This window comes from Victivallis sp. Marseille-Q1083 (genome assembly GCF_903645315.1).
In the GTDB taxonomy this organism is placed as follows: Bacteria; Verrucomicrobiota; Lentisphaeria; order Victivallales; family Victivallaceae; genus UMGS1518.
On sequence record NZ_CAHJXL010000002.1, the window covers coordinates 885983 to 908139 of the forward strand.

At 56.1% G+C, this 22157-nt stretch carries 23 protein-coding genes; 14 read left to right on the forward strand and 9 right to left on the reverse strand.

Annotated elements, in window-relative coordinates; genetic code table 11:
- Window positions 1–12 precede the first annotated feature (12 nt).
- The 6 genes from HWX74_RS19650 to HWX74_RS19675 are packed head-to-tail and all read left to right on the forward strand — an operon-like array spanning window position 13 to window position 4231.
- A complete protein-coding gene (locus HWX74_RS19650; RefSeq protein WP_176015247.1) occupies window positions 13–1230 on the forward strand; it encodes a type II secretion system F family protein in 1218 nt (405 codons plus the stop codon).
- Window positions 1227–1649 (forward strand): type II secretion system major pseudopilin GspG, encoded by a 423-nt coding sequence (gene gspG / locus HWX74_RS19655; protein ID WP_176015248.1) that lies wholly within the window; start codon window positions 1227–1229, stop codon window positions 1647–1649. The genes HWX74_RS19650 and gspG overlap by 4 nt, the downstream gene beginning before the upstream one ends.
- Window positions 1650–1655: 6 nt before the next feature.
- Entirely contained in the window at window positions 1656–2165 is a 510-nt protein-coding gene (locus HWX74_RS19660; protein ID WP_176015249.1) for a hypothetical protein, read from the forward strand.
- Window positions 2162–2572 carry a type II secretion system protein J gene (locus HWX74_RS19665; RefSeq protein ID WP_176015250.1) on the forward strand — a complete coding sequence of 137 codons (411 nt, stop codon included), beginning with the start codon at window positions 2162–2164 and terminating at the stop codon, window positions 2570–2572. The genes HWX74_RS19660 and HWX74_RS19665 overlap by 4 nt, the downstream gene beginning before the upstream one ends.
- Window positions 2544–3221 carry a type II secretion system protein J gene (locus HWX74_RS19670; RefSeq protein ID WP_176015251.1) on the forward strand — a complete coding sequence of 226 codons (678 nt, stop codon included), beginning with the start codon at window positions 2544–2546 and terminating at the stop codon, window positions 3219–3221. Before HWX74_RS19665 ends, HWX74_RS19670 begins: the two co-directional genes overlap by 29 nt.
- Before the next feature lie 17 nt (window positions 3222–3238).
- Window positions 3239–4231, forward strand: coding sequence for a hypothetical protein (locus HWX74_RS19675; RefSeq protein WP_176015252.1), 993 nt, complete (start codon window positions 3239–3241; stop codon window positions 4229–4231).
- A 24-nt stretch (window positions 4232–4255) separates the two neighbouring features.
- Here the strand turns inward: HWX74_RS19675 and HWX74_RS19680 are convergent, their stop codons facing one another.
- From HWX74_RS19680 to HWX74_RS19690, 3 genes are read right to left on the reverse strand one after another with little or no spacing between them, the layout of a single operon-like run.
- Window positions 4256–5011 carry an RNA methyltransferase gene (locus HWX74_RS19680; protein ID WP_176015253.1) on the reverse strand — a complete coding sequence of 252 codons (756 nt, stop codon included), beginning with the start codon at window positions 5009–5011 and terminating at the stop codon, window positions 4256–4258.
- 5 nt (window positions 5012–5016) lie between these two features.
- Window positions 5017–5739 (reverse strand): hypothetical protein, encoded by a 723-nt coding sequence (locus HWX74_RS19685; protein ID WP_176015254.1) that lies wholly within the window; start codon window positions 5737–5739, stop codon window positions 5017–5019.
- 23 nt (window positions 5740–5762) lie between these two features.
- Window positions 5763–6884 (reverse strand): IMP cyclohydrolase, encoded by a 1122-nt coding sequence (locus HWX74_RS19690; protein WP_176015255.1) that lies wholly within the window; start codon window positions 6882–6884, stop codon window positions 5763–5765.
- Window positions 6885–7028: 144 nt separating this feature from the next.
- Here HWX74_RS19690 and tmk point away from each other — a divergent pair, with 144 nt between their 5' ends.
- The 3 genes from tmk to HWX74_RS19705 are packed head-to-tail and all read left to right on the forward strand — an operon-like array spanning window position 7029 to window position 9527.
- A complete protein-coding gene (gene tmk, locus HWX74_RS19695) occupies window positions 7029–7664 on the forward strand; it encodes a dTMP kinase (protein ID WP_176015256.1) in 636 nt (211 codons plus the stop codon).
- Window positions 7651–8718, forward strand: a complete 1068-nt coding sequence (locus tag HWX74_RS19700; RefSeq protein ID WP_176015257.1) for a DNA polymerase III subunit delta' — start codon at window positions 7651–7653, stop codon at window positions 8716–8718. Before tmk ends, HWX74_RS19700 begins: the two co-directional genes overlap by 14 nt.
- 17 nt (window positions 8719–8735) lie before the next feature.
- A complete protein-coding gene (locus tag HWX74_RS19705) occupies window positions 8736–9527 on the forward strand; it encodes a carbohydrate-binding family 9-like protein (RefSeq protein WP_176015258.1) in 792 nt (263 codons plus the stop codon).
- 82 nt (window positions 9528–9609) lie between these two features.
- Here HWX74_RS19705 and HWX74_RS19710 read toward each other — a convergent pair whose 3' ends face one another.
- The 3 genes from HWX74_RS19710 to HWX74_RS19720 are packed head-to-tail and all read right to left on the reverse strand — an operon-like array spanning window position 9610 to window position 11889.
- A complete protein-coding gene (locus tag HWX74_RS19710; RefSeq protein WP_176015259.1) occupies window positions 9610–10680 on the reverse strand; it encodes a hypothetical protein in 1071 nt (356 codons plus the stop codon).
- A gap of 32 nt (window positions 10681–10712) precedes the next feature.
- Window positions 10713–11132 (reverse strand): hypothetical protein, encoded by a 420-nt coding sequence (locus HWX74_RS19715; protein ID WP_176015260.1) that lies wholly within the window; start codon window positions 11130–11132, stop codon window positions 10713–10715.
- Between the two features lie 13 nt (window positions 11133–11145).
- Window positions 11146–11889, reverse strand: a complete 744-nt coding sequence (locus HWX74_RS19720; protein ID WP_176015261.1) for a TrmB family transcriptional regulator — start codon at window positions 11887–11889, stop codon at window positions 11146–11148.
- Window positions 11890–12033: 144 nt separating this feature from the next.
- On the opposite strand from HWX74_RS19720, the gene HWX74_RS19725 reads away from it, so the two are divergent.
- Together HWX74_RS19725 and HWX74_RS19730 are read left to right on the forward strand one after the other, a co-directional pair.
- Window positions 12034–13344, forward strand: coding sequence for a PHP domain-containing protein (locus HWX74_RS19725; protein ID WP_176015262.1), 1311 nt, complete (start codon window positions 12034–12036; stop codon window positions 13342–13344).
- 37 nt (window positions 13345–13381) lie between these two features.
- On the forward strand, window positions 13382–14239 hold the full coding sequence (locus HWX74_RS19730; protein ID WP_176015263.1) for an MBL fold metallo-hydrolase: 858 nt from the start codon (window positions 13382–13384) through the stop codon (window positions 14237–14239).
- Between the two features lie 61 nt (window positions 14240–14300).
- On the opposite strand, the gene HWX74_RS19735 is transcribed toward HWX74_RS19730, so the two are convergent.
- The gene (locus tag HWX74_RS19735) at window positions 14301–14960 is read right to left on the reverse strand and encodes an SGNH/GDSL hydrolase family protein (RefSeq protein WP_176015264.1); all 660 of its coding nucleotides are present in this window, start codon (window positions 14958–14960) and stop codon (window positions 14301–14303) included.
- Window positions 14961–15174: 214 nt separating this feature from the next.
- On the opposite strand from HWX74_RS19735, the gene HWX74_RS19740 reads away from it, so the two are divergent.
- The gene (locus HWX74_RS19740; RefSeq protein ID WP_176015265.1) at window positions 15175–17355 is read left to right on the forward strand and encodes a cation-translocating P-type ATPase; all 2181 of its coding nucleotides are present in this window, start codon (window positions 15175–15177) and stop codon (window positions 17353–17355) included.
- Between the two features lie 30 nt (window positions 17356–17385).
- On the opposite strand, the gene HWX74_RS19745 is transcribed toward HWX74_RS19740, so the two are convergent.
- Window positions 17386–18273 carry a DMT family transporter gene (locus HWX74_RS19745; protein ID WP_176015266.1) on the reverse strand — a complete coding sequence of 296 codons (888 nt, stop codon included), beginning with the start codon at window positions 18271–18273 and terminating at the stop codon, window positions 17386–17388.
- 185 nt (window positions 18274–18458) lie between these two features.
- Between HWX74_RS19745 and HWX74_RS19750 the strand changes: the two genes are divergently transcribed.
- Window positions 18459–19457, forward strand: coding sequence for a hypothetical protein (locus tag HWX74_RS19750; protein ID WP_176015267.1), 999 nt, complete (start codon window positions 18459–18461; stop codon window positions 19455–19457).
- A 141-nt stretch (window positions 19458–19598) separates the two neighbouring features.
- The gene (locus HWX74_RS19755) at window positions 19599–21176 is read left to right on the forward strand and encodes a DUF4139 domain-containing protein (protein WP_176015268.1); all 1578 of its coding nucleotides are present in this window, start codon (window positions 19599–19601) and stop codon (window positions 21174–21176) included.
- A gap of 64 nt (window positions 21177–21240) precedes the next feature.
- On the opposite strand, the gene HWX74_RS19760 is transcribed toward HWX74_RS19755, so the two are convergent.
- The gene (locus HWX74_RS19760; protein ID WP_176015269.1) at window positions 21241–22026 is read right to left on the reverse strand and encodes an AraC family transcriptional regulator; all 786 of its coding nucleotides are present in this window, start codon (window positions 22024–22026) and stop codon (window positions 21241–21243) included.
- Between the last annotated feature and the right edge of the window lie 131 nt (window positions 22027–22157).

A 22157-nucleotide genomic window follows, 5' to 3' on the forward strand; every position in this document is an offset into this window, starting at 1 on the left:
GGAATTGTCGTTATGGGCTTGTACAAATATCTGGCCGCCAGCAAAGGCGAGGCGCCGCATGAGATCCTGGTCGAAGCGGACAACAGTTCGGAAGCGCTGGGAAAATTGCGCAGCCGCCGGATTGTGCCGATCAAGTTCTGCGGCGAAGCGAGCATGAACGGCAACGGCGGTTTTTCCTGGCGGCGGAGCAAGGTGAATACTTACGAATTCACCCGCCAGTTGGCTCCGTTGCTGGAGTCGTTCATCCCTTTGGAAAAAGCACTGGGAATCATTGCCGAGAGCGCCACGGTTCCGGAACAGAAAGCTTTCGTCACCTCGTTGCGGCAGGGGTTGCACGAGGGGAAAAAATTTTCCGAACTGGTTCGTTCGCATGGTTCTCTGTTTCCGGGGTATTACGCCAACCTGATCGAGAGCGGCGAAGAAACCGGCTGTTTGCCGGAGGTGGTCAACCAGCTTTATAAGTTCATGGGCGAGACCAAGGAGTTGAAGGACTTCATCGTCTCCAGCTCGATTTATCCGGCGGCGATCCTGGCGGTGACGATCACGGTGACAATTCTGCTGTTTACAATTTTCGTACCTCGTTTTGCCAAGATTTTTATCGATATGAACCGGCCGATGCCCGGCAGCATGGAATTTCTGCTCGGCGTCAGTGCGTTTGCCTTCTGGGCCTGGTGGTTGATTCCGCTGGCGCTGATTTTGATTTGGCTGGGTTTGAAACGAGCTCTCGGCGAGGAGGCTTTGCGGTTTCAGATTCATCAGTTGCTGTTGCGGGTGCCGCTGCTTTGCCGGATCATCATCGATCTGGAAATGTGCAAATATATCCGGACGCTAGCAATTTTGATCGCCAATCACGTCGAAATCATCCGGACGGTGAAAATTTCCGGGCGGATTATCCGCAATCCGGTCATCCGGACCGGTTTCGAAGACATCGGCAGGAAATTGAAAGGCGGAGAAAAATTGTCCGCCGCTTTGAGCGGCAACCGATTCGTGCCGGCGGAAATGGTGCCGATGCTTCGGGTGGGCGAGGAGTCCGGAACCGTCGGGGAAATGCTGGGGCGGATCGCCAGCCATCTGGAGAATGACACCCGCTTGAAAATCAAGCATTTGCTCAGTTTGTTCGAGCCGGCGGTCATCGTCTTTCTGGCGTTGATGGTCTTGGTCGTCGTCGTATCGATTTTTGTCGCGATGATGGAAATCAATTCAATAAATCAGGGAGGATCACAATTATGAAAAAACGCAGGTTGACAGGACGGAATTTTACTTTGATCGAGGTGGTGGTGGTCATCATCATCCTGGTAACGCTGGCTTCCATCGCCACGCCGCTGTATTTGAATAATTTGAAAAAAGCCAATGTCGGTGCCGCCAAAACCCAGCTCAAACTGCTGGCCGATGCGTTGACCAATTACCGGCTTGACGTCGGCGAGTATCCGGATACTTCGGCCGGGTTGCAGGCGCTGATCGAAAATGTCGACCAGAAGGAAAAATGGGAAGGGCCGTATTTGCAGCCGAATGTGCCGAAAGATCCGTGGGGCAACGAATACATTTATATTTATCCCGGAGAACACCGCGATTACGATTTGTATAGTTACGGCGCTGACGGCCAGCCGGGCGGTACCGGCGAAAATGCCGATATCACCAACTGGGAATGAAAATCGATGGGGGCGAACCGCAAATTTTTTACGCTGGTGGAAATGGTGGTGGTCGTCGCGATCATCGCGGTGAGCACCTCGCTGGCGGTTGCCACGTTCCGCGGCGGTTCGTCGACCCAGTTGTTGAGTCGGGCCGGCTGGCAGTTCGAGGAATTCTGTGCCCGCGTCCGTTTTCAGGCGATGGAAACCGGTCGTGACCGTCTGGTGGTCTATGAGCCGGACAAACGCTGTTTCCGGGGAAAATATGCCGATGAAACGGAGCCCGGCGGTGATGCCGATGAGAAGACGTTGCAGCGTTGGGCTTTGCCGGAAGAATTTACTTTTAATGCCGAACAAGTTGCGGTTGAACCGGCGTTGGAAGCGGAAATGCCGCTGTTCCGTTTTTTTGCGGACGGCAGCGCTTCGGGCAAACGCCGGCTGGTGTTCAAATATCGTGAACGGGCACGTTACTTTATCATTTCGCCGCTGACCGGCCGGTTGCGCCAGAGCGAAGAGGCGCCGGAGGAAATGCCATGAAAACTCATTGGCGCTTTACCTTGCTGGAAGTAGTGATTGCGTTGGCGATTCTGACCGTTTCGCTGACCGGGCTGCTGCAGGTGCTGATCTCCTCCCAGGAGCGTCTGGCCAAAAGCATCGATCAATGGCGCCAAATGCATATGCTGATGCAGGCGGCGGAATATTACCTGCTTCAGAGTGAAGACCCGGACGATATTTCCACCGATTTTTTCCCGTACAAGGACTATAAGATCAACTGCTATTACGAGGAGGCGGAAAATCTGCCGGAGGATTACGACAATCAACTCGGCCAGTTGCCGCTGCGCAGTTGCATCATCGAGCTGGTGCGCCGGAAAGACGGCGCGTTGATCGATAAATTAATCATCGACAGGATCAGTTATGAGTCGGCGACAGCGACAACCCAGTAGGCGCGCCTTTACGCTGGTGGAGATGGTGGTGGCGATGGCGATTCTGCTGCTCGTAGCCCTGATCATCGGTACCGCTTCTTCGACGATTTACAACGGTTGGAATCGTTCGGAGCGCATCACCCGTCAGTTGATGGATTATCAGGCGATCGACCAGGTGATGGATCTGAATGTTCGCAATATGATTCCGTTTCGCTGGCAGGATGACAGCCTGGAGAATCGTTTCGTCTTTGCCGGAGAAAATGACTCGCTGCACTTTACGACGCTGCGGCGTTGTTATGACGGCGATGACGGGGCTTTGCTGTTTGTCCGCCTGAAGTTGGAGGATGACGCCCTGGTGGCGGAATATTCGCCTTATCCGCGCCTGCCGTGGCTGGAGGACGGCGAGCAGAAATACAGTCGCGAAGTGCTGACCGGGCAGGTGAAATCAGTCGCGTTTCTTTACGCCGAACAGGGATCCGGCGATGAGATCGAGTGGCTTGATGCATGGGAGGAGGAGGATCATGAAGCGATCCCGATGGCCATTCAACTGACCGTCGAGTGGCAGGATGGTCGGAAAGAGTGTTGGCTCCGTCGCACCGCCGGCAGCAGCACGCACAGCGTTTTCGGCTATCGCCAGACGGCGCAGACGATTACCGGAGCCGGCAATTGAAAGGAGGCGTTGAACTGATGAATTCCGACTGCCGGCAATCCGGTTCCGCCTTGATTGCAGTGCTTTGTCTGATCTTTACTGCCGGGATGCTGATTACCGCTGTAGCGGCGATGTCCCAGTACAATACGGTCAGCCTGGCTGCTCACACCGCTTTGCAGCGTTCTTTTTATATCAACGAAGGCTGTGCCAGCCGGATTCAGTGGCTGATCGAAGCGGACCGCACTCTGTATGCGACGGCGATTCTGGGCGATATGGATTACAGTGACTATGCCGAGGATCGTTATCTGGCCGACGGCGTGATTCATCAACTGGATTATTATGGTACGCCGGTGGAGTTCGTCATCTACGATGCGGCGAGCGGTTATGATTTCAGTGCCCAGAATTATCTGAACAGTCTGGAATGGATGAAAGTCGGTTTTGAACGGGACACCGAGTGGACGGACCGCTTGACGCAGTTCGGCAACCGGATTGGCGATTATATCGATTCGGATGACGACCTGGCGGTCGACGGCATGGAATACGGCGAGTATGAAGAACTCGGCAGGGAGCCGCTGCCGCGCAATGCGGCGATTCAGTTCCGGGAGGAACTGTTCTATCTGCCGGATGCGGTGGAGCTGTTGCCGCCGGACAGCGATGGCCGCTTGACGCTTTACCGGTTGATTCCGCCGGAAAATACTTCCGACTTGAGCGGCACGCCCAGCCTTTTCAGTGCTTCGCCACTGTTGTTGATGAATTATTGCAATCTGACCGAAGAGGAAGCCGGCAAAGTCATGGAGGCGCTGGAACTGTGGCGGCGGGAGCGAATTCAGCTTTCGGATCAGTTGGATACTCTGCTGCTGAACAGTTTGAACAGCCTGTCACGACAGGAGAGCGGCAGTTATACGGTGGTGATCCGTCCGCCGCAGGAAAGCAAACGGCCGTCGCGCCGGTTGGTGTTTTCGTTCACCGCATCCGGAATCGGCGGCCCGGCGGACGGCACGATGCATTATCTGGAATGGTTGTGGTTCTGACGCGCCCGAGGCCGTCATATGCGCTCATTGAAATTGACGCCTGACGTATTCGAAGATGAAGATTGTCGCCGCCTGCGCCGCATTGAGTGATTCGAATTTTCCCGGCATGGGTATGGTGACCGGAATCCCGCCGGGCAACGGTGTCACACCATTGCCTTCGCTGCCGATGACTACGACGCTGCGGCAATAGAGAGCGCTCTGCTGAAAGCAATTTTCGCCCCGATGCGGATCGGTCAGATAGACGGTCGGGAACCCAAACTGCGCCGCCTGGGCGCACAAAGCCGGCAGGTCGGAAAATTGTCGCAATTTCAGTAAAAATTGCGCGGCGAGGGCGGAACGGATCACCTTGTCGTTGTAAGGGTCGACCGCACCGGCGGTATACCATATTTCCGTCAGCCCGGCGGCTTTGGCCGTGCGGACGATGGTGCCGAAATTGCCGGGATCGCCAACCTGGTCCAACGCCAGAATGAAGGGATCGGCCGGCCGGTCGGTCGGGAGCGGCGGGGCAGGGGGACGGACGACGGCAAGCACGCCCTGGGCGTTGACCGTCGCGGCCAATGCCGCAAAGTCGGTTTCACTGACCAGAAAAAGCTCGCCGGGAATGGTGATTCTGGCGGCCGCCGCGGCCGTCGCCACCGAAAACTCCACCAGCTCGGGGCGGGATTGGTAGATTTCGCTGCAGCAGCGAATCCCCTCGCAAATGCAACGGCCGGATTTTTTCCGGCCGTGTCTGGTATAAAGCGCCCGAATCAGCGCGAGTTGTTTGCGGGACGGCTTCATAAAAGTCAATCGGTCGCGGCGGCGGCCAGCGTGCCGTAATGGCCGTTTTCCAGCAGGTTGTAGAGGAACTGTGCCTGCCCCTGCCAGAACATCAACGCCGGGTCGGTCATTTGCGGTGTCGTATCCGGAGGCGGAACGATCGATTGCAGCATGTTTTCCGCTTTCGCCAGATCCTTCAATTCGATATAGAGCCGGGCTGCGTTATAGTTCCCTTCGCAACGCAGCGCCTCCTGCATGCCGGTGTTGCCGCCGGCCAGTGCAAACGCTTCGGCCGCTTCCGGCAGTTTGCCGCCGAGCTCCAGCAGATAGCCCTGGTTGAGGCTCAAGCGGTGCCGGAGTTCATTTTCCGGCAGCAGGACCAGCGCGGCGGAAATTTCTTCCAGGGCCAGATCGTATTTCTTATCTTCCTGGTACAGCCGGGCCAGCCGCAGGCGGGCGTTGACCGCATTCGGATGGGTCCCGTATTCCTGCAGCGCTGCCGTCAGTTGCTCGACGGTCCTGGCATCGGCCAGAACGTTCATCGCCTTCTGGTTGACCTGTTCGCGGTGGAACCACCAGGCGCCGGCGACGGTGACGGCGACCAGCAGGACGATTGCGCCGGCGAGAATGATCTTCCAATGCGCCATCACCAGCGTTTCAAAACGATCGAAATCGTCCATCAACTCACTGGACAACGCGGCATTGATCTTCTTGCGGGAATTCTTGCTTTTTTTGTTGTCGTTGATCATCTTATTATCCTTAAAATTATGACTTAGTGGTGGGAAAAAATCCGTTCCGGCGCGTGGTAAAGCGCCACGCCCAGCTCGTTGGCCCGCTTGATGACGTCGGCATCTTTCAACGAGCCGGACGGCGCCAGAATGGCGGTAATTCCGGATGCCGCCGCCGTTTCGACTCCATCGGCGAACGGGAAGAAACCGTCGCTGGCCATCACGGCGCCGGCGAGCGTGTTCTCGCCCTGGTATTTCTGCCGGTATTTGGCAATCGCCTGTTCAATGGCGCCGACCCGGTCCTGTTCGCCGGTGCCGACCGACAGCGTCTGACCGTTCTTGGCGATAACGACTCCGTTGGATCGGACGCTCAAATTGACGTACCAGGCAAACAATAGATCCTGCAGTTGCCGGGACGTCGCCCGGCAGACCGCCTCCTGGTGTCCGAGTTTGCTGCTGTCGGCGGCGGCCGGTTTGAGATCGGCGACGCTGCGCAGCGCGGTGAGCAACGGCGCGGCGACGACCAGCGAACCGTCGGCCAATACTTTCAACGTATTGTTGACCGAAGCGGCTTCGCCGACGAACTTCGGCAGCCTGGTCAAGTCGCCGCATTGCAGAATGCGGACATGGCGGTTCAGTTTGTAAGTTTCCTGGTCGCGGAAGATATCCAGCACCCCGTCGGCATAGGCCGGCGCCACCACACACTCGACAAATGTGCTCATGATGGCCCGGGCGGTATCGGCGTCGACCTCGGTGTTGAAGGCGATGACGCTGCCGAACGCCGCCCGCGCATCGGCGTCCCGGGCTTTCAAATATACATTGCACAAACTTTCCTCGTCGCAGGCCACCGCTGCGCCGCTGGGATTGACGTGTTTCATCACGGCGCAAGCCGGGCGGCCGAAAAATTTGACGATGTTGAGCGCGTAGGAAATATCCTCGAGATTGGTTTGCGACAGGCCGCTTTTGCCGTCCTTGAGCACCTTCATGTCGCCGATGACGCAATCGCCGCCGGCCGGTTTGTAATAGGCGGCCGGCTGGTGCGGATTGGTGCCGTAGCGCAGATCGTCGACTTTGACGTATTCCCGGTCACCGATTCTGATGGTCGGTTGAAAGTCGCCGACATTCCTGGACAAATAACTGTTGCGGTTGAGTTCTGTCGATCCCATTTATCAAAGTTTCCTTGGTTTCTCCTGAAAGTATCAATAATTTTGCTGATTTGAAATGTACAACGATTTGCACAACTTGGCAAATGAAGCTATTGTGCATCCGGTAAAAAAACCTCAAAAAAATCGGGAGATGAATCGGGAGATATGTCGCGAGGATCGTTTATTACCTTCGAAGGACCGGAGGGCGCGGGAAAAACGTTGCAAATTCAACTGTTGCAGCAAAGCTTGATGAAACGGAACATCGATTGTCTGGTTACCCGGGAGCCGGGCGGGACTCCGCTGGCGGAAGAGATGCGCCGCATCCTGAAGTTCCACCAGGGGGAGGAGCCGGTGTTCGACACGACGGAATTGTTGTTATTTTCGGCCAGCCGTTCGCAGCATGTGCGGTTTCGTATCGAACCGGCGCTGGCGGCGGGGCGGGTGGTGCTTTGCGATCGTTTCACCGATTCCACGCTGGCTTACCAGGGCTACGGCCGGGGGTTGGATTTGCAATGGTTGAGATGTTTGAATGACTTTGCCACCGGCGGATTGCGGCCTGATTTGACGCTGCTGCTGGATATTGCGCCGGAAGTGAGTCTGGAGCGGACCGGGCATCGGGCCGCGGCGGAAGCCGGCCGGGATCGGATCGAAAATGCCGGACAGGCGTTCCACCGCCGGGTGCGGGATGGATTTCTCGCCTTGGCGGCGGCGGAGCCCGGGCGGATCAGGCGAGTCGACGGCGCGCGGCCCGTTGAGTCGGTCCGGCAGGAAATCGAGGAACTGGTGCATGCAATTGTTTGAGAAATATCTGGCGGCTTTTCCGCTGCCGGTCGAATGTTTGTGCCGCGCCAGGCGGCATGGCCGGATGGCGCACGGTTACCTGGTTCACAGCGATTCCGCGTTGATTCGGGAGGAGTTCGCCATCGTGCTGGGGATGATTGCCGCCTGCCCGGAACAGCGGCAGGGGCGTCCCTGCGGCAGTTGTTCGGTTTGCCGTCGGTTGCAGAACGGCAGTTATCCGGAACTGTATCAATTGTCGCCGGTCGGCAAAATGAGGCAGATTCAAGTCGGCGATCCCAAAAATCCGGAGCCGAACAGTGTCCGTTATTTTGAAGAACAGTTTTACATGACCAGCACGGCGGCGGTCAGTACCAAAATCGGCATCATCCACGATGCCGACCGGTTGGGGCAGGAAGCGCAGAATGCCCTGTTGAAAACGCTGGAAGAGCCGCCGCCCGGGGCGTTGTTCCTCCTGGCGACCGGCAATCCTTCAGCATTGCTGCCGACCACCCGGTCGCGCTGTCAGACGATCATGCTGTTGGAGAATCGCTGCCGTTTTGAGTTCGACGGCGCGGCGGAGTTGTTTCAGGCGTTGCATGAACTGGTTTTCCGGATGGAGAACAATCTGGCGGGCGCGGCCGGTTGCGCCGACCGCCTGGCGGCGGTTGCCGGCAAGTTGGAGTCGGCGGCCGAGGCGGAGCTGGCTGGTTTGTGGCAGCCGCGGATCGCCCAGGCGAAAGAGTTCGATGCGGCGTTGGCCAAACGCTTGGAGAAACAGTTCGAATCCGCGGTGGCCGGAAGGTATTTGACCCGGCGGGCTGAATTCCTGGAGGCGATCCGGACTTTTTATGCACAGCTTTCTCAATTGGCCGCTGGGGTGCCGATCGAGGTATTGGCCAATCCGGAAATTTTCGAACCGCTGTTGCCGCTGCCGTCGCCTCTGCCGGAAAAGCGGCTGGCGGCGGTGGCGGGGGAAACGGAAAAGCTGTTGTACAATTTATTGTTCAATGTCAATGAAACGCTGGCGTTGCAGAGTTTTTGTCTGCAGGTGGCGATCGATTGTAAAAATCAATGAAGGAAAGAAAGGTGAAGATGAAAAGAGCGATTACAGTTTGGTTGGCGGGAACGTTGGCGGTGCTGGGACTGGCCGGTTGCCGGTCGGCGGTCGATTACGGCAAATTGGTCGAAGGGACCCATCCGGAGCGGGTGCCGGAAGAGTATCGTTATACGATCCGGGTGGCCGATCCGGATGTCTTGCCGGATTTGAGCAATTTCAACGCCGCCGGCTGGAACAATGCGGAGACCGGCGTGATCAGCAATTTCCGGTTCGATAAAAACCTGCAGTCGCTTTACATGCCGGAAACGAAATTCCGGATGCTCTACGGTCAGGAAGGTATCTATGTCATTTTTCTGGTGCACGACAAATATGTGCGCGCCGTTGCCGACAACCAGGGGGCGACCTGGGCAGACAGTTGTGTCGAACTGTTCCTTCAGCCGCCGAATTCCCGTTTTTACTGGAATTTTGAGGTAAACGCCGGGGGGAACGTCTTGTGCACCTATCGTTCTTCCAACGAGCTGGAGTCGCGTTGGCTGACGGACGATGAACTGGCTTCGCTGAATATCACGACCAATCTGCCCAATAAAATTGAAGAACCGCTGGATTATCCGGTCAGTTGGACGCTGGGATTTTTCATTCCGTACGACTTGCTGTCCGAATATTACGGCGAAGACATTTCCGCCGGGTCCCTGGCCGGGGCGACCTGGCGCGGCAATTTGTATAATTGCGGTTATACGCCGGGAAATCCGCATTGGGCCGCCTGGGCGTGGGTGCCGGAAATCGCTTTCCATGTACCGACTTACTTCGGTTATCTGCAATTCGAATAAATTGCGCCGTTTCGTGAAGTTGAAAAGTTTGAAAGCCTTTGAAACAGCCTGTTTCAAAGGCTTTTAGGTCGGGCAGGAGTGGTCAGCGCGCTTGAAGAGCGTTCTGCAAATGGTTGGCCGCCTCGACGTCGGCGGCTTTGACTCTGGTCAACAAAGCGGCCAGTTGCCGGCGTTTGTTCCGGTCCCGCAACTCTTTGTATAAGTCCGGCCCTGCCTGAGCGCCCAATACTTCCCACAATTGCCAGCAGAGCTCATGGATGGTTTTGAAACATTCGGCCGCCGCCAGGATTTCCGGGTGTTTACTCTGTTTGAGCAGAAAACGCTGCGCCCACCAGCGGGCTTCCGCCAGCGAGCCGATCAGACCGTGATGCAATTCGTGGCGTTCTTTCAATTGCGGGTCCGGCCAGTGCTTCACCGCTGGATTTTCGAGGAAGGCGATCCAGGGATCATAGGCGGCGATTCCGGCCGCGAATGGACCGCTGGCCGGCTGCAGCATGACGGTCAGCGCCCGCTCAACGACAGCGGGAAAACTGTCGCGGCGTTCCGTCTTTTCGCCTGGAATGACGATTTTCAGCCAACTTTTTTCCCAATCGCCGTCCCGGAACATACCGTTTTCTTCCTGCGCCCAACTGACGTCAAGCTGGAAATAACTCCAGCCGATCAACACCTCACCACTCCGGTCGTAGCCGCAGATCAAAGAACACTCCGGAAAGCCCATGCAGCCGAAGCCGAGCACCGGAATTCCGGCGTCGATGGCGGCAAGAATTTTTTGGCGCGCTTCCGGCGTGTTGTCCGGCGCTGTATCATGGGGAAGGATTTCGCAGGCATAGCCGGCCCATTCAAAGGCCGCCCGGATGGTTTGATCATGGCGGTTGACCAGCGTGAAATCCAGACAGCTTCCATCGAATTCCGGACTCCAGAGCAGACCGAACGCCATGCCGGAAGCGGCCAGAAATTCGATATTGCCGCAGCGCTCCAGGATCGTCTCGCCGTTGTTGACGTGCGGGATGACAGGAAAGGCGGGATCGTGAAAATACTCGACGACGGAGGAGAGCGCCGCCGGAAAAGGAAAATCCTCCGGAAAGCGGTTGTCGCCGGTCAAACCATGAAAACCAATACGTCTGACTTCGGGTAAAACTGCGTAAGTGTTCATCCATGAATCCTTCGGTTGAGTGTCGGAACGCGTTAGCGCACCAGTTCCCGTTCGAAACGGCAACGCCGCCGCCAGAGCGGTTCTCCGGCAACGGAAAACAGGAATGCCGCCTGTTCCGCCGGGCTGATCAATAGAATATAATGCTGCGGCTCCGGCGGCAAAAAGCCGAGATCGGCCATTTGCCGCTGTTGGCCGTCAAACCAGGATAACGTGGTACTGCCATCCGGCACCGGCCGAAACGGGACAGTTTGCGGTTGGTCCGGCGGCAGGGCTTCAATGGTGGTCAGCCGTCCGCCGTCGAGGCTGCGCAACTGCAGTTGCCGCAGGTCGGCCGAACCGGCATTGACGACGGTCAGGACAGCCGTCGCCGGTCGGCTGCAGCAGCCGGCAGCGACCAGGATCAACAACGGCAGCAGCAGTGCTGCGCCGACGATCGATTTGAATTTCATCACGACAGAATGCCTTTCAAGGTTCGGAGGCGGTGCTCCAGATATAATCCCAGAATATTTTCAGCATGCTGAACAACTCTTCGCTTTCAATTACCATCGCATAATTCTCCCGGGCGGTCGAAGTGATGGCAATTTTGCGGTCGAAAAGGGTCAGATGCGCCATCGGTGTGACGCCGGGGCAGGAAATATAGCGGACCCGCCGGTAATTTTCTTCGCCCGGCAAAGTCTCCGGATCGGGAATCTCGCTTTCCCGGATTCGAATGCCGTTGGACCAGATTTTCTTTCTGATCCGGCGTCGGATAAAATTGGACATGTACTCGCGGCCGACGCTTTGGGCGAAATCGATCATACCGCCGAAATAGAAATATTCCTTCGATTCCACTTTCAGCGTTTCTTCGTAAACCTGGATGATCCCCTCCGGGCCCTCGTAATAACGGATGCGCGGAAGTTGTTCCTGATGAAAAAATAATGCCTGTAAACTCGGCAGCAGCAGTTCCAACTGGTTGAGTTGATGCATCAGCCGGTTCTGCATTTCTTCCGGCGGATTGGCATGATAAATCCGCTTGCTGCCGGCGAAGCTCATCACCGCCAGGTTTTCGTCGCACAATTCCCGCAGAATGTCATAGGCGGTCGTCCGCTGGATGCCGGCGGCCTGCGCCAGTTCGCTGGCGCTGCCGCTGCGGCGCTTCAGCAACGCGCAATAAAGCTCCGCCTTATTGGCGGTGAAACCGTAATTCCGTAAAAAATCCTGTACTTTCAAAGCAAGTCCGTTTTAACGATTGTCGAAAAAAATCCACACCAAAATAGTGCTTTATCCTATTTGTCAATGTTTAAAATTACTGTATTATAGTCCAATAGTCAATGAAAATTGACAAAATAAATCATAAAATGAAAGGGAAAAATCATGCTGAAAGCCGAACACGCCTTTTTCGATCTGACGCCGCGGGTCGTTCCGGCCGACCGGCCGAGCCGAATCACCATCAAGCCGCTCTATGGCCATGTCGCTTTTCCGGCCGACTCCAGGCAACTCCGGGTACAGTACAACCGTCGGGACGGCGGTCCGGCCCAGCGGCTGGATTTCGCCGATCAGCCTTACCGGATCGTCGATGGCGCGTTGTCTCTGGAACTCAATTTCCGGGGGGAAGGGGAGCATATGATTCTGGTCAGCTATCTGAATGAAGATGGCAGTACGCGTGAATTTTTCCGGTTTCGCGTGTATTCCCTGTTTGAAGACTATTTTGTTCTGCGTCCTTTCAAGGGAGATTTCCATCTCCACAGCATGCGTTCCGACGGCCAGGGAACGCCGGGGTACACGGCCGCCCGTTGCCGTCAGATCGGCTTTGATTTCATGGCATTGACCGATCATCATCGTTACCAGCCGTCGCTGGAAGCGATTGCCGAGATGGGCAAGTTCGATCTGGATTTCCGCTGTTATCCGGGCGAAGAGGTGCATCCGCCGGACAATTGCACCCATATTATCAATTTCGGCAGTTCTTTCAGTGTCAACGATATTTTCCGGGAAGAGCCGGACCGCTATCGGCGGGAAGTCAAGGCGTATGCCGAGGCTTTATCGGAAGTGCCGGAGGCGATTCGCCAGCCGCTGGCTTCCAGCCATTGGGTTTTCGACCAGATTCGTTCCGGCGGCGGATTGGCGGTTTTCTGCCATCCCTATTGGGAATATGCCGGCGGTTATTACATTTCCGAAGAATTGACTACCGAAACATTCAAATACCGCAAGTTCGATGCGCTGGAACTGATCGGCGGCTATAATCCGTTCGAATACGAGTCGAATATGATGCAGGTTGCTCGGTATGAGCATGAATTGGCGGCCGGAAACCGTTTCCCGGTGGTCGGATTGAGCGATTCGCACGGCCCCGACGGTAATTTGTTCGGCTGGTACTATACGGTGATGCTGGCTCCTTCGGTTGAGTTGCCGGATCTGGCGACTGCAGTCCGGGAATTTCGGGCGGTCGCGGTCGATGCGCCGAACGGCGAACGGTTCGGCATTCACGGCGATTTCCGGCTGGTGAAATTTGTCTCTTACCTGCTGCGGGAATTCTATCCGCTGCACGACCAGCTCTGTGCGCTGGAAGGCGCTCTGCTGATCCGGGCGCTGGCCGGCGATACCAAAGCGGCGGCGGAAGTCGACGCGCTTAAAGGCAGTGTGCCGGATTTTGTCGAACGCTGCTGGGGACGTGCCGCACAGGCAATCTGAGGCAGTGGCCTGGAGCAATCATGAGGAGTTGATTTTTATGAACGACAAGCATTCGATGCCGCGGCAATTGACGATGGTCGGCACCGGGGCCAGTGAAGGGATTCCCGGTATGTTCTGCTGTTGCGAACTTTGCAATGCCGCCCGCCGGCTGCAGGGAAAAAATATCCGCGCCCGGACCAGTTACCTGCTGGGAGAACATATTTTTATCGATTTGGGACCGGATACCTTGATGCAAGGCCGGAAATTTCATTTGCCGCTGGAAAAACTGCGTCATGTTTTTATCTCCCACAGCCACACCGACCATCTGCTGCCGCTGGAATTCTGGTGTCACGGCGTTTCACAATGTCCGGACGGCATACCGCTGAAAGTTTACGGCAGCCAGACCGTACGCGAAGCGATTTCGGCTGAAATTCACGGCGATTGGACCAAGTTTGGATTGGAGTTTATTCAATTGGGCGTCGGAACCGTCGTCGAATTGCCGGAACTCGACTTGAAGGTAACCGCTCTGGAAGCCAATCACAAGACCGATCCGGAGCAGTCGCTGCTGTATTTGTTCGAATCTTCCGTTTATCGGCTGTTGATCGCCACCGATACCGGCGAATTTCCGGAATCGCTCTGGCGGATGCTGGCCGGAAAGCGTCTGGATGTCGTGGCCATCGACGCCACCTGGGGCAAAGATCATTTCGACAACAGCAGTCATCTCGGTTTGCCGGATGTCGTCGAACATGTCGAAAAACTCAAAGCGATCGGTGCCGCCGATGATCGAACGCTGGTGTTGCCGACCCACTTCGCTCACATCGGCGGTTTGCTCCATCACCAGATGGAGGAATACCTCAAGCCCTATGGAAACATCACACCGGCCTATGACGGCCAGGTGATCAAGTTGTCCGATTGACGGGCAAAACACTCGGCACCGGCAAATATCGCTGCCGTTGCCGAGTGTTTTCTGGCGGCGATCAAGCCTTGAAATCGAAATCGATCGCTTCCAGGAAAGCGCGGGCCAGCAGCGTGTGACCGACATTGTTCGGATGAACGCGGTCCCAGGCGATGAAATTCGGGTGGCGCGACGCAAGCAGCCGATCGAAATGAGCCTGGGTATCGATAAAGAGCGTTTCATGCTTCTGGGCCATCGCCCGGGCGATGGCGGCGTACTGCAGCGTCAATGCCAGCATGGCGTCGGCACGGTTCAATTCCAGATAAAACGGCGCCATGACGATGATGCCGCCTTGCACTTTGGACTTCGCTGCCGCCAGCATGGCATCGAGATTCGCTTCATATTCAGTTGGATGGATGTGCAGTTCCGGTTGGGCCGGACTGTCGAATTGCCGCCAGATGTCATTGATGCCGATCATGATCGAAAGCCAGTCCGGACGGACGGAGAGAATTTCATTGTCCCAGCGTTGCCGCAGGTCCCGCGACGTATTGCCGCCGGTGCCGGCGTTGATGACGTTGATGCCCAGAGCCGGATAAACGGCGTTGATCCAGCCGGAAACGATATTGGGATAGCCTTTGCCGAGTGGATCGAAAAGCGTTCCTGCCGCCACCGGATGATTGCGCCCGGCGTCGGTGACCGAATCCCCGGCAAATACCAGCCGTTCCCCTTGCTTCAGTTTCATGATGTTTCACTCCTTGTCTTTGGCTGAAAAAGGTTGGATTTAACCTAATCGCTCCGGTCGAAAATACAATCGGCATTCCGGTTTCGGCCGGAAAAAATATCGGCGGCATTTGTACTGTGGAGGTTTACGGGTTAAATTTTTCCTATGGAAGAGAAGGATTGTTTGAATTGACTGGCTGCGATGAAAAAATATTTCCTATGAGGAGGAATCAGCGATGTTGAAAAAAGATTTTTTGATTGGGGGGATGCATTGTGCTTCATGCGCCCGGGCCATTGAGAAAGCTTTTGACGGAGTCGATGGCGTCGGAAGCGCTTTCGTCAATTTGGCGACGGATCGTTTGACCATCGAGTTCGAGCCGGAACGATTAACGCCGCAGAAGATCATCGATACCGTCGTGGCGGCCGGTTATCAGGCGCGGGAAATTCAAGCCGGCGAAGGGTTGGTTCCGGTCGAAGAACCCGGCGATGACCATTGGCGGCGGTTCTGCATCGCTGTGGTATTTGCCGTCCTGTTGTTTTATACGGCGATGCACGGGATGCTCAAACTGCCGTTTCCGCCGCTGCCGCCGGTTTGGGATGGATATTTGCAGCCGGTGCTGCTGGCGCCGATCGTCTGGGCCGGCTGGCGTTTTTATCCGGACGGTTTGAAAGCGTTATTTCGCCGGCATCCGAATATGGACTCTTTGATCGCGGTCGGTACACTGGCGGCGATCCTGTACAGTATCTGGCAATTGCTGCGGGGCGAAAATCATGAGCTGTATTTCGATACGGCCGGCATGATTATCGCCCTGATCCTGCTCGGTAAAAATCTGGAACACAGTTCCCGGCGCAAAACTTCGGCGGCGATCCGGCAGTTGATGTCGTTGACGCCGAAGACCGCTGCCGTGGTGCGGGACGGCACCGAAGTGCAAGTGCCGGTCGAACAGTTGCAGAGCGGCGATTTGATCCGGGTCCGGCCCGGCGAGCGCATTCCGGTCGACGGCGTGATCGTCGAAGGTTCGACGGCGGTGGACGAGTCGATGTTGACCGGGGAGAGCATTCCGGTTGACAAGCGCTCCGGCGATCCGGTCACCGGCGCGTCATTGAATGCCAACGGTTCGATCGTGTTCCGGGCAACCCAGGTCGGCGAACAGACGGTGCTGGCCCAGATCATCAAATTGATTGCCGATGCCCAGGGTTCGCGGCCGCCGATTGCCCGGATTGCCGATTTGATCTCCGGTTATTTCGTGCAGGTGGTGCTCGGTATGGCCCTGGTGACTTTTCTGGTCTGGTATTTTGCCGGCGTCGGGGTGGCCGCTGCCTTGACTTTCGCTCTGGCGGTTCTGGTGATTGCCTGCCCCTGCGCGTTGGGACTGGCGACGCCGACGGCTCTGATGGTCGGTATCGGCCGGGGAGCCTCGAACGGTATTCTGATCAAAAGCGGTACGGCATTGGAAACTGCCGGCGCGCTGACGATGGCGGTGCTGGACAAGACGGGAACCATCACCAGCGGCAAGCCGGAGGTGACCGGTGTTTTCCCGGTTGGAAGCCATACCGAAGACGAGGTGCTGGGGTGGGCTGCCGCGGTGGAGAAGAATTCCGAGCACCCGCTGGGCAAGGCGATTCTCCGGGCGGCGGAAGCGCGGCAACTGCCGGTGGTCGAGCCGGATGATTTCGCCGCATTGCCGGGCAATGGGATTGCCGCGACGTTGAACGGCCGCAATTTGATGGTCGGCAGTGCGCGGTTGATGCGGGATTGTCAGGTCAAATTGGAAGTGGACCGGCGGTTGCCGAAAGGACAGAGTCTGATTTACCTGGCCGAGGATGAGACGCTGTTGGCGGTGATTGCGTTGGCCGATACCGTCAAACCGGCGGCGAAACAGGCGATCCATAAATTGCAGGAGATGGGGTTGCGGGTGGCGATGTTGACCGGCGACAACCAGGATGCCGCCAGTGAAGCGGCCGGTCAGGTCGGCATCAAGGACGTGTACGCCGAGGTTTTGCCGCAGGACAAGGCCGGAGTGGTCAGGAAGCTGCAGGAAGCCGGCGAAAAGGTAACGATGGTCGGCGACGGCATCAACGACGCGCCGGCCCTGGCCCAGGCCGATGTCGGCATGGCCATCGGTTCCGGGACGGATGTGGCGATGGAATCGGCTGATATCGTGCTGATGCAGGGCAATTTGCTGGAAGTGAGCAAAGCGATTGGCTTGAGCCGGGCGACGATGCGGGTGATCCGGCAGAACTTGTTCTGGGCATTTTTCTACAATGCCATCGGCATTCCGCTGGCGGCCGGAGTGTTTTACGCCTTCGGCGGTCCGCGCCTGAACCCGGTGTTCGGTGCGTTGGCGATGGCGTTGAGTTCGGTTTCCGTCGTCGGCAACGCATTGCGGCTGCGCTATCTCAAATTCGATCGATAGGGCGGATGGGCCGGTCGACGCGCCGCCGCATTATGAAGCGCCGGATTTTCTTTCCGACAGAATCAAACCGAGAAGAATCAGCGCGATGCCGCCCAGAGCCGGATAGGTCAACGGTTCGTGCAGCAGCAGTACCGAGGCGGTTACCGTCACGGCCGGGACCAGGTAGATGTAGACGCTGGTTTTGATCGCGCCGAGAATCTTGACCGCCCAATTCCAGGTGGCAAAGCAGACGGCGGAAGCGCCGAGGCCGAGGAACAGCAGGTTGAAGGCATTGACCGGTTCCAGAAATTTTTCCCATGACGGTGCGAAACCGAACCAGCCCAATGCCGGCAGCATGAACAACAGGCCGTAAAAAAACGTCCGCCGGGTACAGAGCGCCATCGGTTTGCCCAGTTGGCCGATCCGTTTCATCAAAATGGGATAGACCGACCAGGTGGCGGCGGCCAGGATGGCCAGAATGTCGCCGAGCGGATTGAGTTGCAGGGCGACACTGCCGTTGTAGGAGATCAGGACGATGCCGAATAACGCAGTGACGAAGCCGAGGAAAAAACGTCCGGTCAAATGCTCATTTTTCAGCAGGAAGCAGGACAACAGTGCGGTGAAAAATGGTGATACGGTGACCAGAATGCCGACATTGGATGCCAGCGTGTATTGCAGCGCGATATTTTCGAAGAGAAAATACAGTGTGACGCCGCAGAGCCCGACGGCGGCAAACAACATTTCCTGCCGGAAGGAATTGTACGGCAGGCGGCCCGGCAGGCCGCAGAGAACCGCGAAGCCGAGGGCGAAACGCAAAAACAGGATTTCGATCGGCGAAAAACTTTGCAGTAAAAACTTGGTGGCAATAAAGGTGGTTCCCCAAATCAGGATGGTGATGACGGCAGCGAAATGGGCGAAGCCGGCTTGAGATAATTTCATGAACAGATATTTCCGCGAAAAAGTTTGGATTTGCTTTCAATAGAGTGTAATATAGCAGAATCCGGCTGATTTGCCTTGAGGAATCCGCCGATTCATCGGAAAAAGTCTGGCGTGGATTGTCGCAGTTGGCACCATATTGGTTTCTAGCATCGGATACCGGAGGGCTCAAGCGGAAAGGGGAAAAAATGTGGAAATGGGTGATGGTTCTATTGTTGTCCGGTCAAATTGGCCGTGCGGTGGAAGCGTGGGAGGACAACGGGAAAACGGATTCTCCAATGTCCGTTCCGGAGGGCGATTCTCCTTGGGAAATTTCCATCGCCTGGCAGCCGGCGGCCGGGGCAGAGCCGGCCGATTCAGAACGATTGGAAGCGATCGACTCGCTATTGAAGGACGAATTACGGCGTTACCGGGAAATGGAAATACGTTATCACTCCGGTAACGCCGACTTGAATGATTTGGAGGACAGCCGGTCGCGGATGATTTTGCTGGCAATTGAACGGCTGTTATTGTTTCCAGCGGAAGCGAAAAGCCGGAAATTGATTGCCGGGCTGCGTCAGGAGTTATATCACGTGCAGGAGCGACAGCTTCAGGAACTGGAACTGGCGTGTCAGACCGGTGCGGGACCGCTGGAAGATATTTGGAAATTGCGCGCCCGGCAATTGCGGCTGCTGCTGGAAGCCGATGACCGGATTCTGTACGATACCGTGGCTGAAGTGCCGGAACGGCGGCGGATTTTGCTGATGGAACTGGCGGAAATCCTGCGGAAACAATGCGAAAGTGCCCAAAATTATTATCAGGCCGGCCATATTCCGCTCTCCGAAGTGTTGGCGGTCCAGGAGCAGGAGTTGATTCTCCAATTGGAAAATCCGGCGGTGCTGCTAGCCGGGGTTTCGGACGAGGAACGGCAGCGCTTGGGAAAGAGACTGGCGGAAACAATCAAAATGCAGTCGGAGCTCCTGCAGGCGGAATATGAGGCCGGCGGAAGAGGTTTGGCGGAAATCCTGCTGGAGCAGGACCGGCAACTGGAACAGAAGTTGAAGTATCCGGAAGCATTTCTCGGGAAAGTTTCCGCTGCCGAATGCCGGAGTGCGACGGAGAAATGGCAGCAGGAGCGGGAGGCGGTCCGGGCGGAAATCGCCGAACTGGAACAATACAATCCGGCGCCTGCCGGACCAGCCGATTGAAACAACCGGCCGCCGTCACGGACCGGCGGCTGATTTTTTACAATGGTTTTACATTTCAATGCCGGATTCCGGTACCAAAACTGTATTCCTGTGCTATATTTCCGAAGTTTCAACCTTAGCAATCATAAGGAGTAAAAGAAAATGCGTAAATTTTTCTGGTCGACAGCGGCTTTGCTGCTGGGTGTGAGCGGTACGATGGCCTGGGAAAAGGCCTCCGGCAACATTGAACGGATCGACGTATTCAAAAACGGCATCGGCGTTGTCACCAAGCAGATCACGGCGAAAACGGCCGAAGATGGCATTTATCATTATGAGGAAGTGCCTTATGCGATCCACGGGACCTTTTTCGTCGAGAATGGCGGTAAACTGCAGATCAAAGTGCGGCAGGAATTGCGTCAGGTCGATTTCACCACCGATTACGTCAGTTATGCCAAGCGGTTTGCCAATTGTCAGGCGACCGTATTTCTCAAAGCGGAGAAGACCCTGGCCGTAACCGGAACAATATTGCCGCCGGTTGAACCGAAATTGCCGACCGCGCCGCCGCAACCCTATGACAACAGCTATATTCCGCCGATGGAAGAGTTGAAGCTGCCGTTGCTGCTGAAAAAGGAGAACGGCGATACGGTCAGTATTCCGGTCGATGAAATCCGCTCGATTCAGGCGAATGGCTGCAATTTTACCGGTCGGGAAATCCAGAATGTAATGATTCTGAATGGAGAACTTCCCGCCGATTTGAAATTGCATTATCTGGCCAACGGCATTGCCTGGGCGCCATCGTATAATATCAGTTTGTTGACTGCCGACCAGATGCAGTTGACCCAGCAGACGGTGCTGCGCAATGAGTTGGAAGCGTTCAAGGATGCTGAAATCCGGTTGATTTCCGGTTTCCCGAATGTCACTTTTTCCCAAGTCGGTTCGCTGATGGATCCGGGCATGACGCTGCAGAAATTTTTCGCCCAGTTGAACGGCGGTCAACCGCGGCCGATGTATGAAATGAAGATGGCGGCGGTGATGAGCAATGCCCGCATGGCGGATGCGGCGGCCGATACCGGAAGCGGCGTACCGGATCTGCCGCCGGACGGCGTCGATCTCTATTTCCAGCCGGTCGGCAAACTGTCGATGGAATATGGCGAATCCCTTTATTTGCCGCTGGCGGAAAAAGAAACGACTTACCGCAAACTGCTGGAGTGGAATATTCCGGCTCAATCCGTCAACAACATCAACAATCCCGGCACCGACCAGGCGAACAACGACATTTGGGAGTGTCTGGTGTTCAGTAATCCGTTTGATTTCCCGATGACTACGGCGCCGGTCAATGTCTACACTCTCGGCGATTTCAACGGGCAAAGCACAGTGGATTGGGTGGCGCCCGGCAAGGAAGCGACCGTCAAAATCACCCGGGCGCTCAGCGTCAAAACCGAAGTCAATGAACGGCAGAGCGGTAAAAGTTCGGGCAGTTTCCTGCAGTTGAAATCGATGGAGACGCTTGATTTTACCGCGACGTTGACGATCACCAACTACCGTCAGACGCCGGTCGATGTGAAGATCAAAAAGCAATTCTACGGGGAATTCCTCAAAGCGGACCGGAAGCCGGATTCCGTCAATGTGATGACGGATCAGTGGCGTTGGAACAGTCCGTTGAGTGAAGCGATCTGGAATGTCACTTTGCAGCCGGAGGAGAAATGCGTTATCGAATTCAGCTATAAGATGACTCGCTGACGATCCGTCGTCCAGAAGCCGCCGTTTTTGAACGGCGGCTTTTTTCCTTTCCGGGAAAAGACGGTCAAGGTTCCTGCCGTTCCGGCGGTTTGAGCCATTCGCTGGAATCGAAGTGTCGATTCCACTTGAAATCGGAAGGGGTACAGCCGAATCGCTTTTTGAAAATCCGGGCGAAATAATTGGCATCGGTAAATCCGCATTGCCGGGCGATTTGTTTGATTTCCCGATAGGGGGAACGCAACAGATTGGCCGCATAGTTCAGCCGCCGCCGGGTCAGGTATTCGAGCGGGGACTGCCCGAACGCCCGTTTGAACCCGACGGCGAAGTGATTTCGGCTGACGCCGCATTCCTCTGCCACTTCTTCGATCGAACGGATTGTCATAAAGCGGTTGTCCAGCAGGAAACGGGCTTGCTGCAGCCATTGTTCCGGCGCTGCCGGCTCCGGGGTGCCGCTCAGCCGGGCGGTCAGCGCGTGCAGCAGTCCCTGGCAGATGCGTTCGTAATGGGACGGCCGCAAGTTCCAGATTTCAAACAGTGCTGAAAACCAGGCGCCGACCAGATGATCATGACCGAAAAATTCGATTCGCAGCGACGGATCGAACAAGTCGCGGTTGTTCAGGAAACTGATATAAATAGTCTGCGGTTGCCGGGAAAGTGAAATTTGCCGGTGCGCGGTGTGCGGCGGTATGACCAGCAGCCAGCCGCAGTCGGTGGTCCACTCCCAGTCGACGATCTGATGCCGGCAGCGGCCTGCCGCCTGCCAGACCAGTTCCACGCCGCGGTGCGAATGATAGTCCACGGCGGCATCCGAATGGAACAGGCCGCAAAATTCCAACTCGAAATCAAGCATATCCAACAAAAATCCTGTTCGCCATATAAAAAATCCAGTTCCAGACGGTTGTTTGATCCGGTAAAATTTGCTATACTTATAGGTACTATAAAGCCGGTTTGTGAAAAACAAAATAAAAAGGAGAATCGGAT

Coding starts and splice junctions, on each gene's coding strand:
- HWX74_RS19680 (WP_176015253.1), bottom strand. CDS start 5,011: ATGAAGCCGTCCCGCAAACAACTCGCGCTGATTCGGGCGCTTTATACC.
- HWX74_RS19685 (WP_176015254.1), bottom strand. CDS start 5,739: ATGATCAACGACAACAAAAAAAGCAAGAATTCCCGCAAGAAGATCAAT.
- HWX74_RS19660 (WP_176015249.1), top strand. CDS start 1,656: ATGGGGGCGAACCGCAAATTTTTTACGCTGGTGGAAATGGTGGTGGTC.
- HWX74_RS19730 (WP_176015263.1), top strand. CDS start 13,382: ATGAACGACAAGCATTCGATGCCGCGGCAATTGACGATGGTCGGCACC.
- gspG (WP_176015248.1), top strand. CDS start 1,227: ATGAAAAAACGCAGGTTGACAGGACGGAATTTTACTTTGATCGAGGTG.
- HWX74_RS19675 (WP_176015252.1), top strand. CDS start 3,239: ATGAATTCCGACTGCCGGCAATCCGGTTCCGCCTTGATTGCAGTGCTT.
- HWX74_RS19650 (WP_176015247.1), top strand. CDS start 13: ATGGGCTTGTACAAATATCTGGCCGCCAGCAAAGGCGAGGCGCCGCAT.
- HWX74_RS19705 (WP_176015258.1), top strand. CDS start 8,736: ATGAAAAGAGCGATTACAGTTTGGTTGGCGGGAACGTTGGCGGTGCTG.
- HWX74_RS19740 (WP_176015265.1), top strand. CDS start 15,175: ATGTTGAAAAAAGATTTTTTGATTGGGGGGATGCATTGTGCTTCATGC.
- HWX74_RS19665 (WP_176015250.1), top strand. CDS start 2,162: ATGAAAACTCATTGGCGCTTTACCTTGCTGGAAGTAGTGATTGCGTTG.
- HWX74_RS19760 (WP_176015269.1), bottom strand. CDS start 22,026: ATGCTTGATTTCGAGTTGGAATTTTGCGGCCTGTTCCATTCGGATGCC.
- HWX74_RS19690 (WP_176015255.1), bottom strand. CDS start 6,884: ATGGGATCGACAGAACTCAACCGCAACAGTTATTTGTCCAGGAATGTC.
- HWX74_RS19745 (WP_176015266.1), bottom strand. CDS start 18,273: ATGAAATTATCTCAAGCCGGCTTCGCCCATTTCGCTGCCGTCATCACC.
- HWX74_RS19670 (WP_176015251.1), top strand. CDS start 2,544: ATGAGTCGGCGACAGCGACAACCCAGTAGGCGCGCCTTTACGCTGGTG.
- HWX74_RS19735 (WP_176015264.1), bottom strand. CDS start 14,960: ATGAAACTGAAGCAAGGGGAACGGCTGGTATTTGCCGGGGATTCGGTC.
- tmk (WP_176015256.1), top strand. CDS start 7,029: ATGTCGCGAGGATCGTTTATTACCTTCGAAGGACCGGAGGGCGCGGGA.
- HWX74_RS19725 (WP_176015262.1), top strand. CDS start 12,034: ATGCTGAAAGCCGAACACGCCTTTTTCGATCTGACGCCGCGGGTCGTT.
- HWX74_RS19700 (WP_176015257.1), top strand. CDS start 7,651: ATGCAATTGTTTGAGAAATATCTGGCGGCTTTTCCGCTGCCGGTCGAA.
- HWX74_RS19750 (WP_176015267.1), top strand. CDS start 18,459: ATGTGGAAATGGGTGATGGTTCTATTGTTGTCCGGTCAAATTGGCCGT.
- HWX74_RS19755 (WP_176015268.1), top strand. CDS start 19,599: ATGCGTAAATTTTTCTGGTCGACAGCGGCTTTGCTGCTGGGTGTGAGC.
- HWX74_RS19710 (WP_176015259.1), bottom strand. CDS start 10,680: ATGAACACTTACGCAGTTTTACCCGAAGTCAGACGTATTGGTTTTCAT.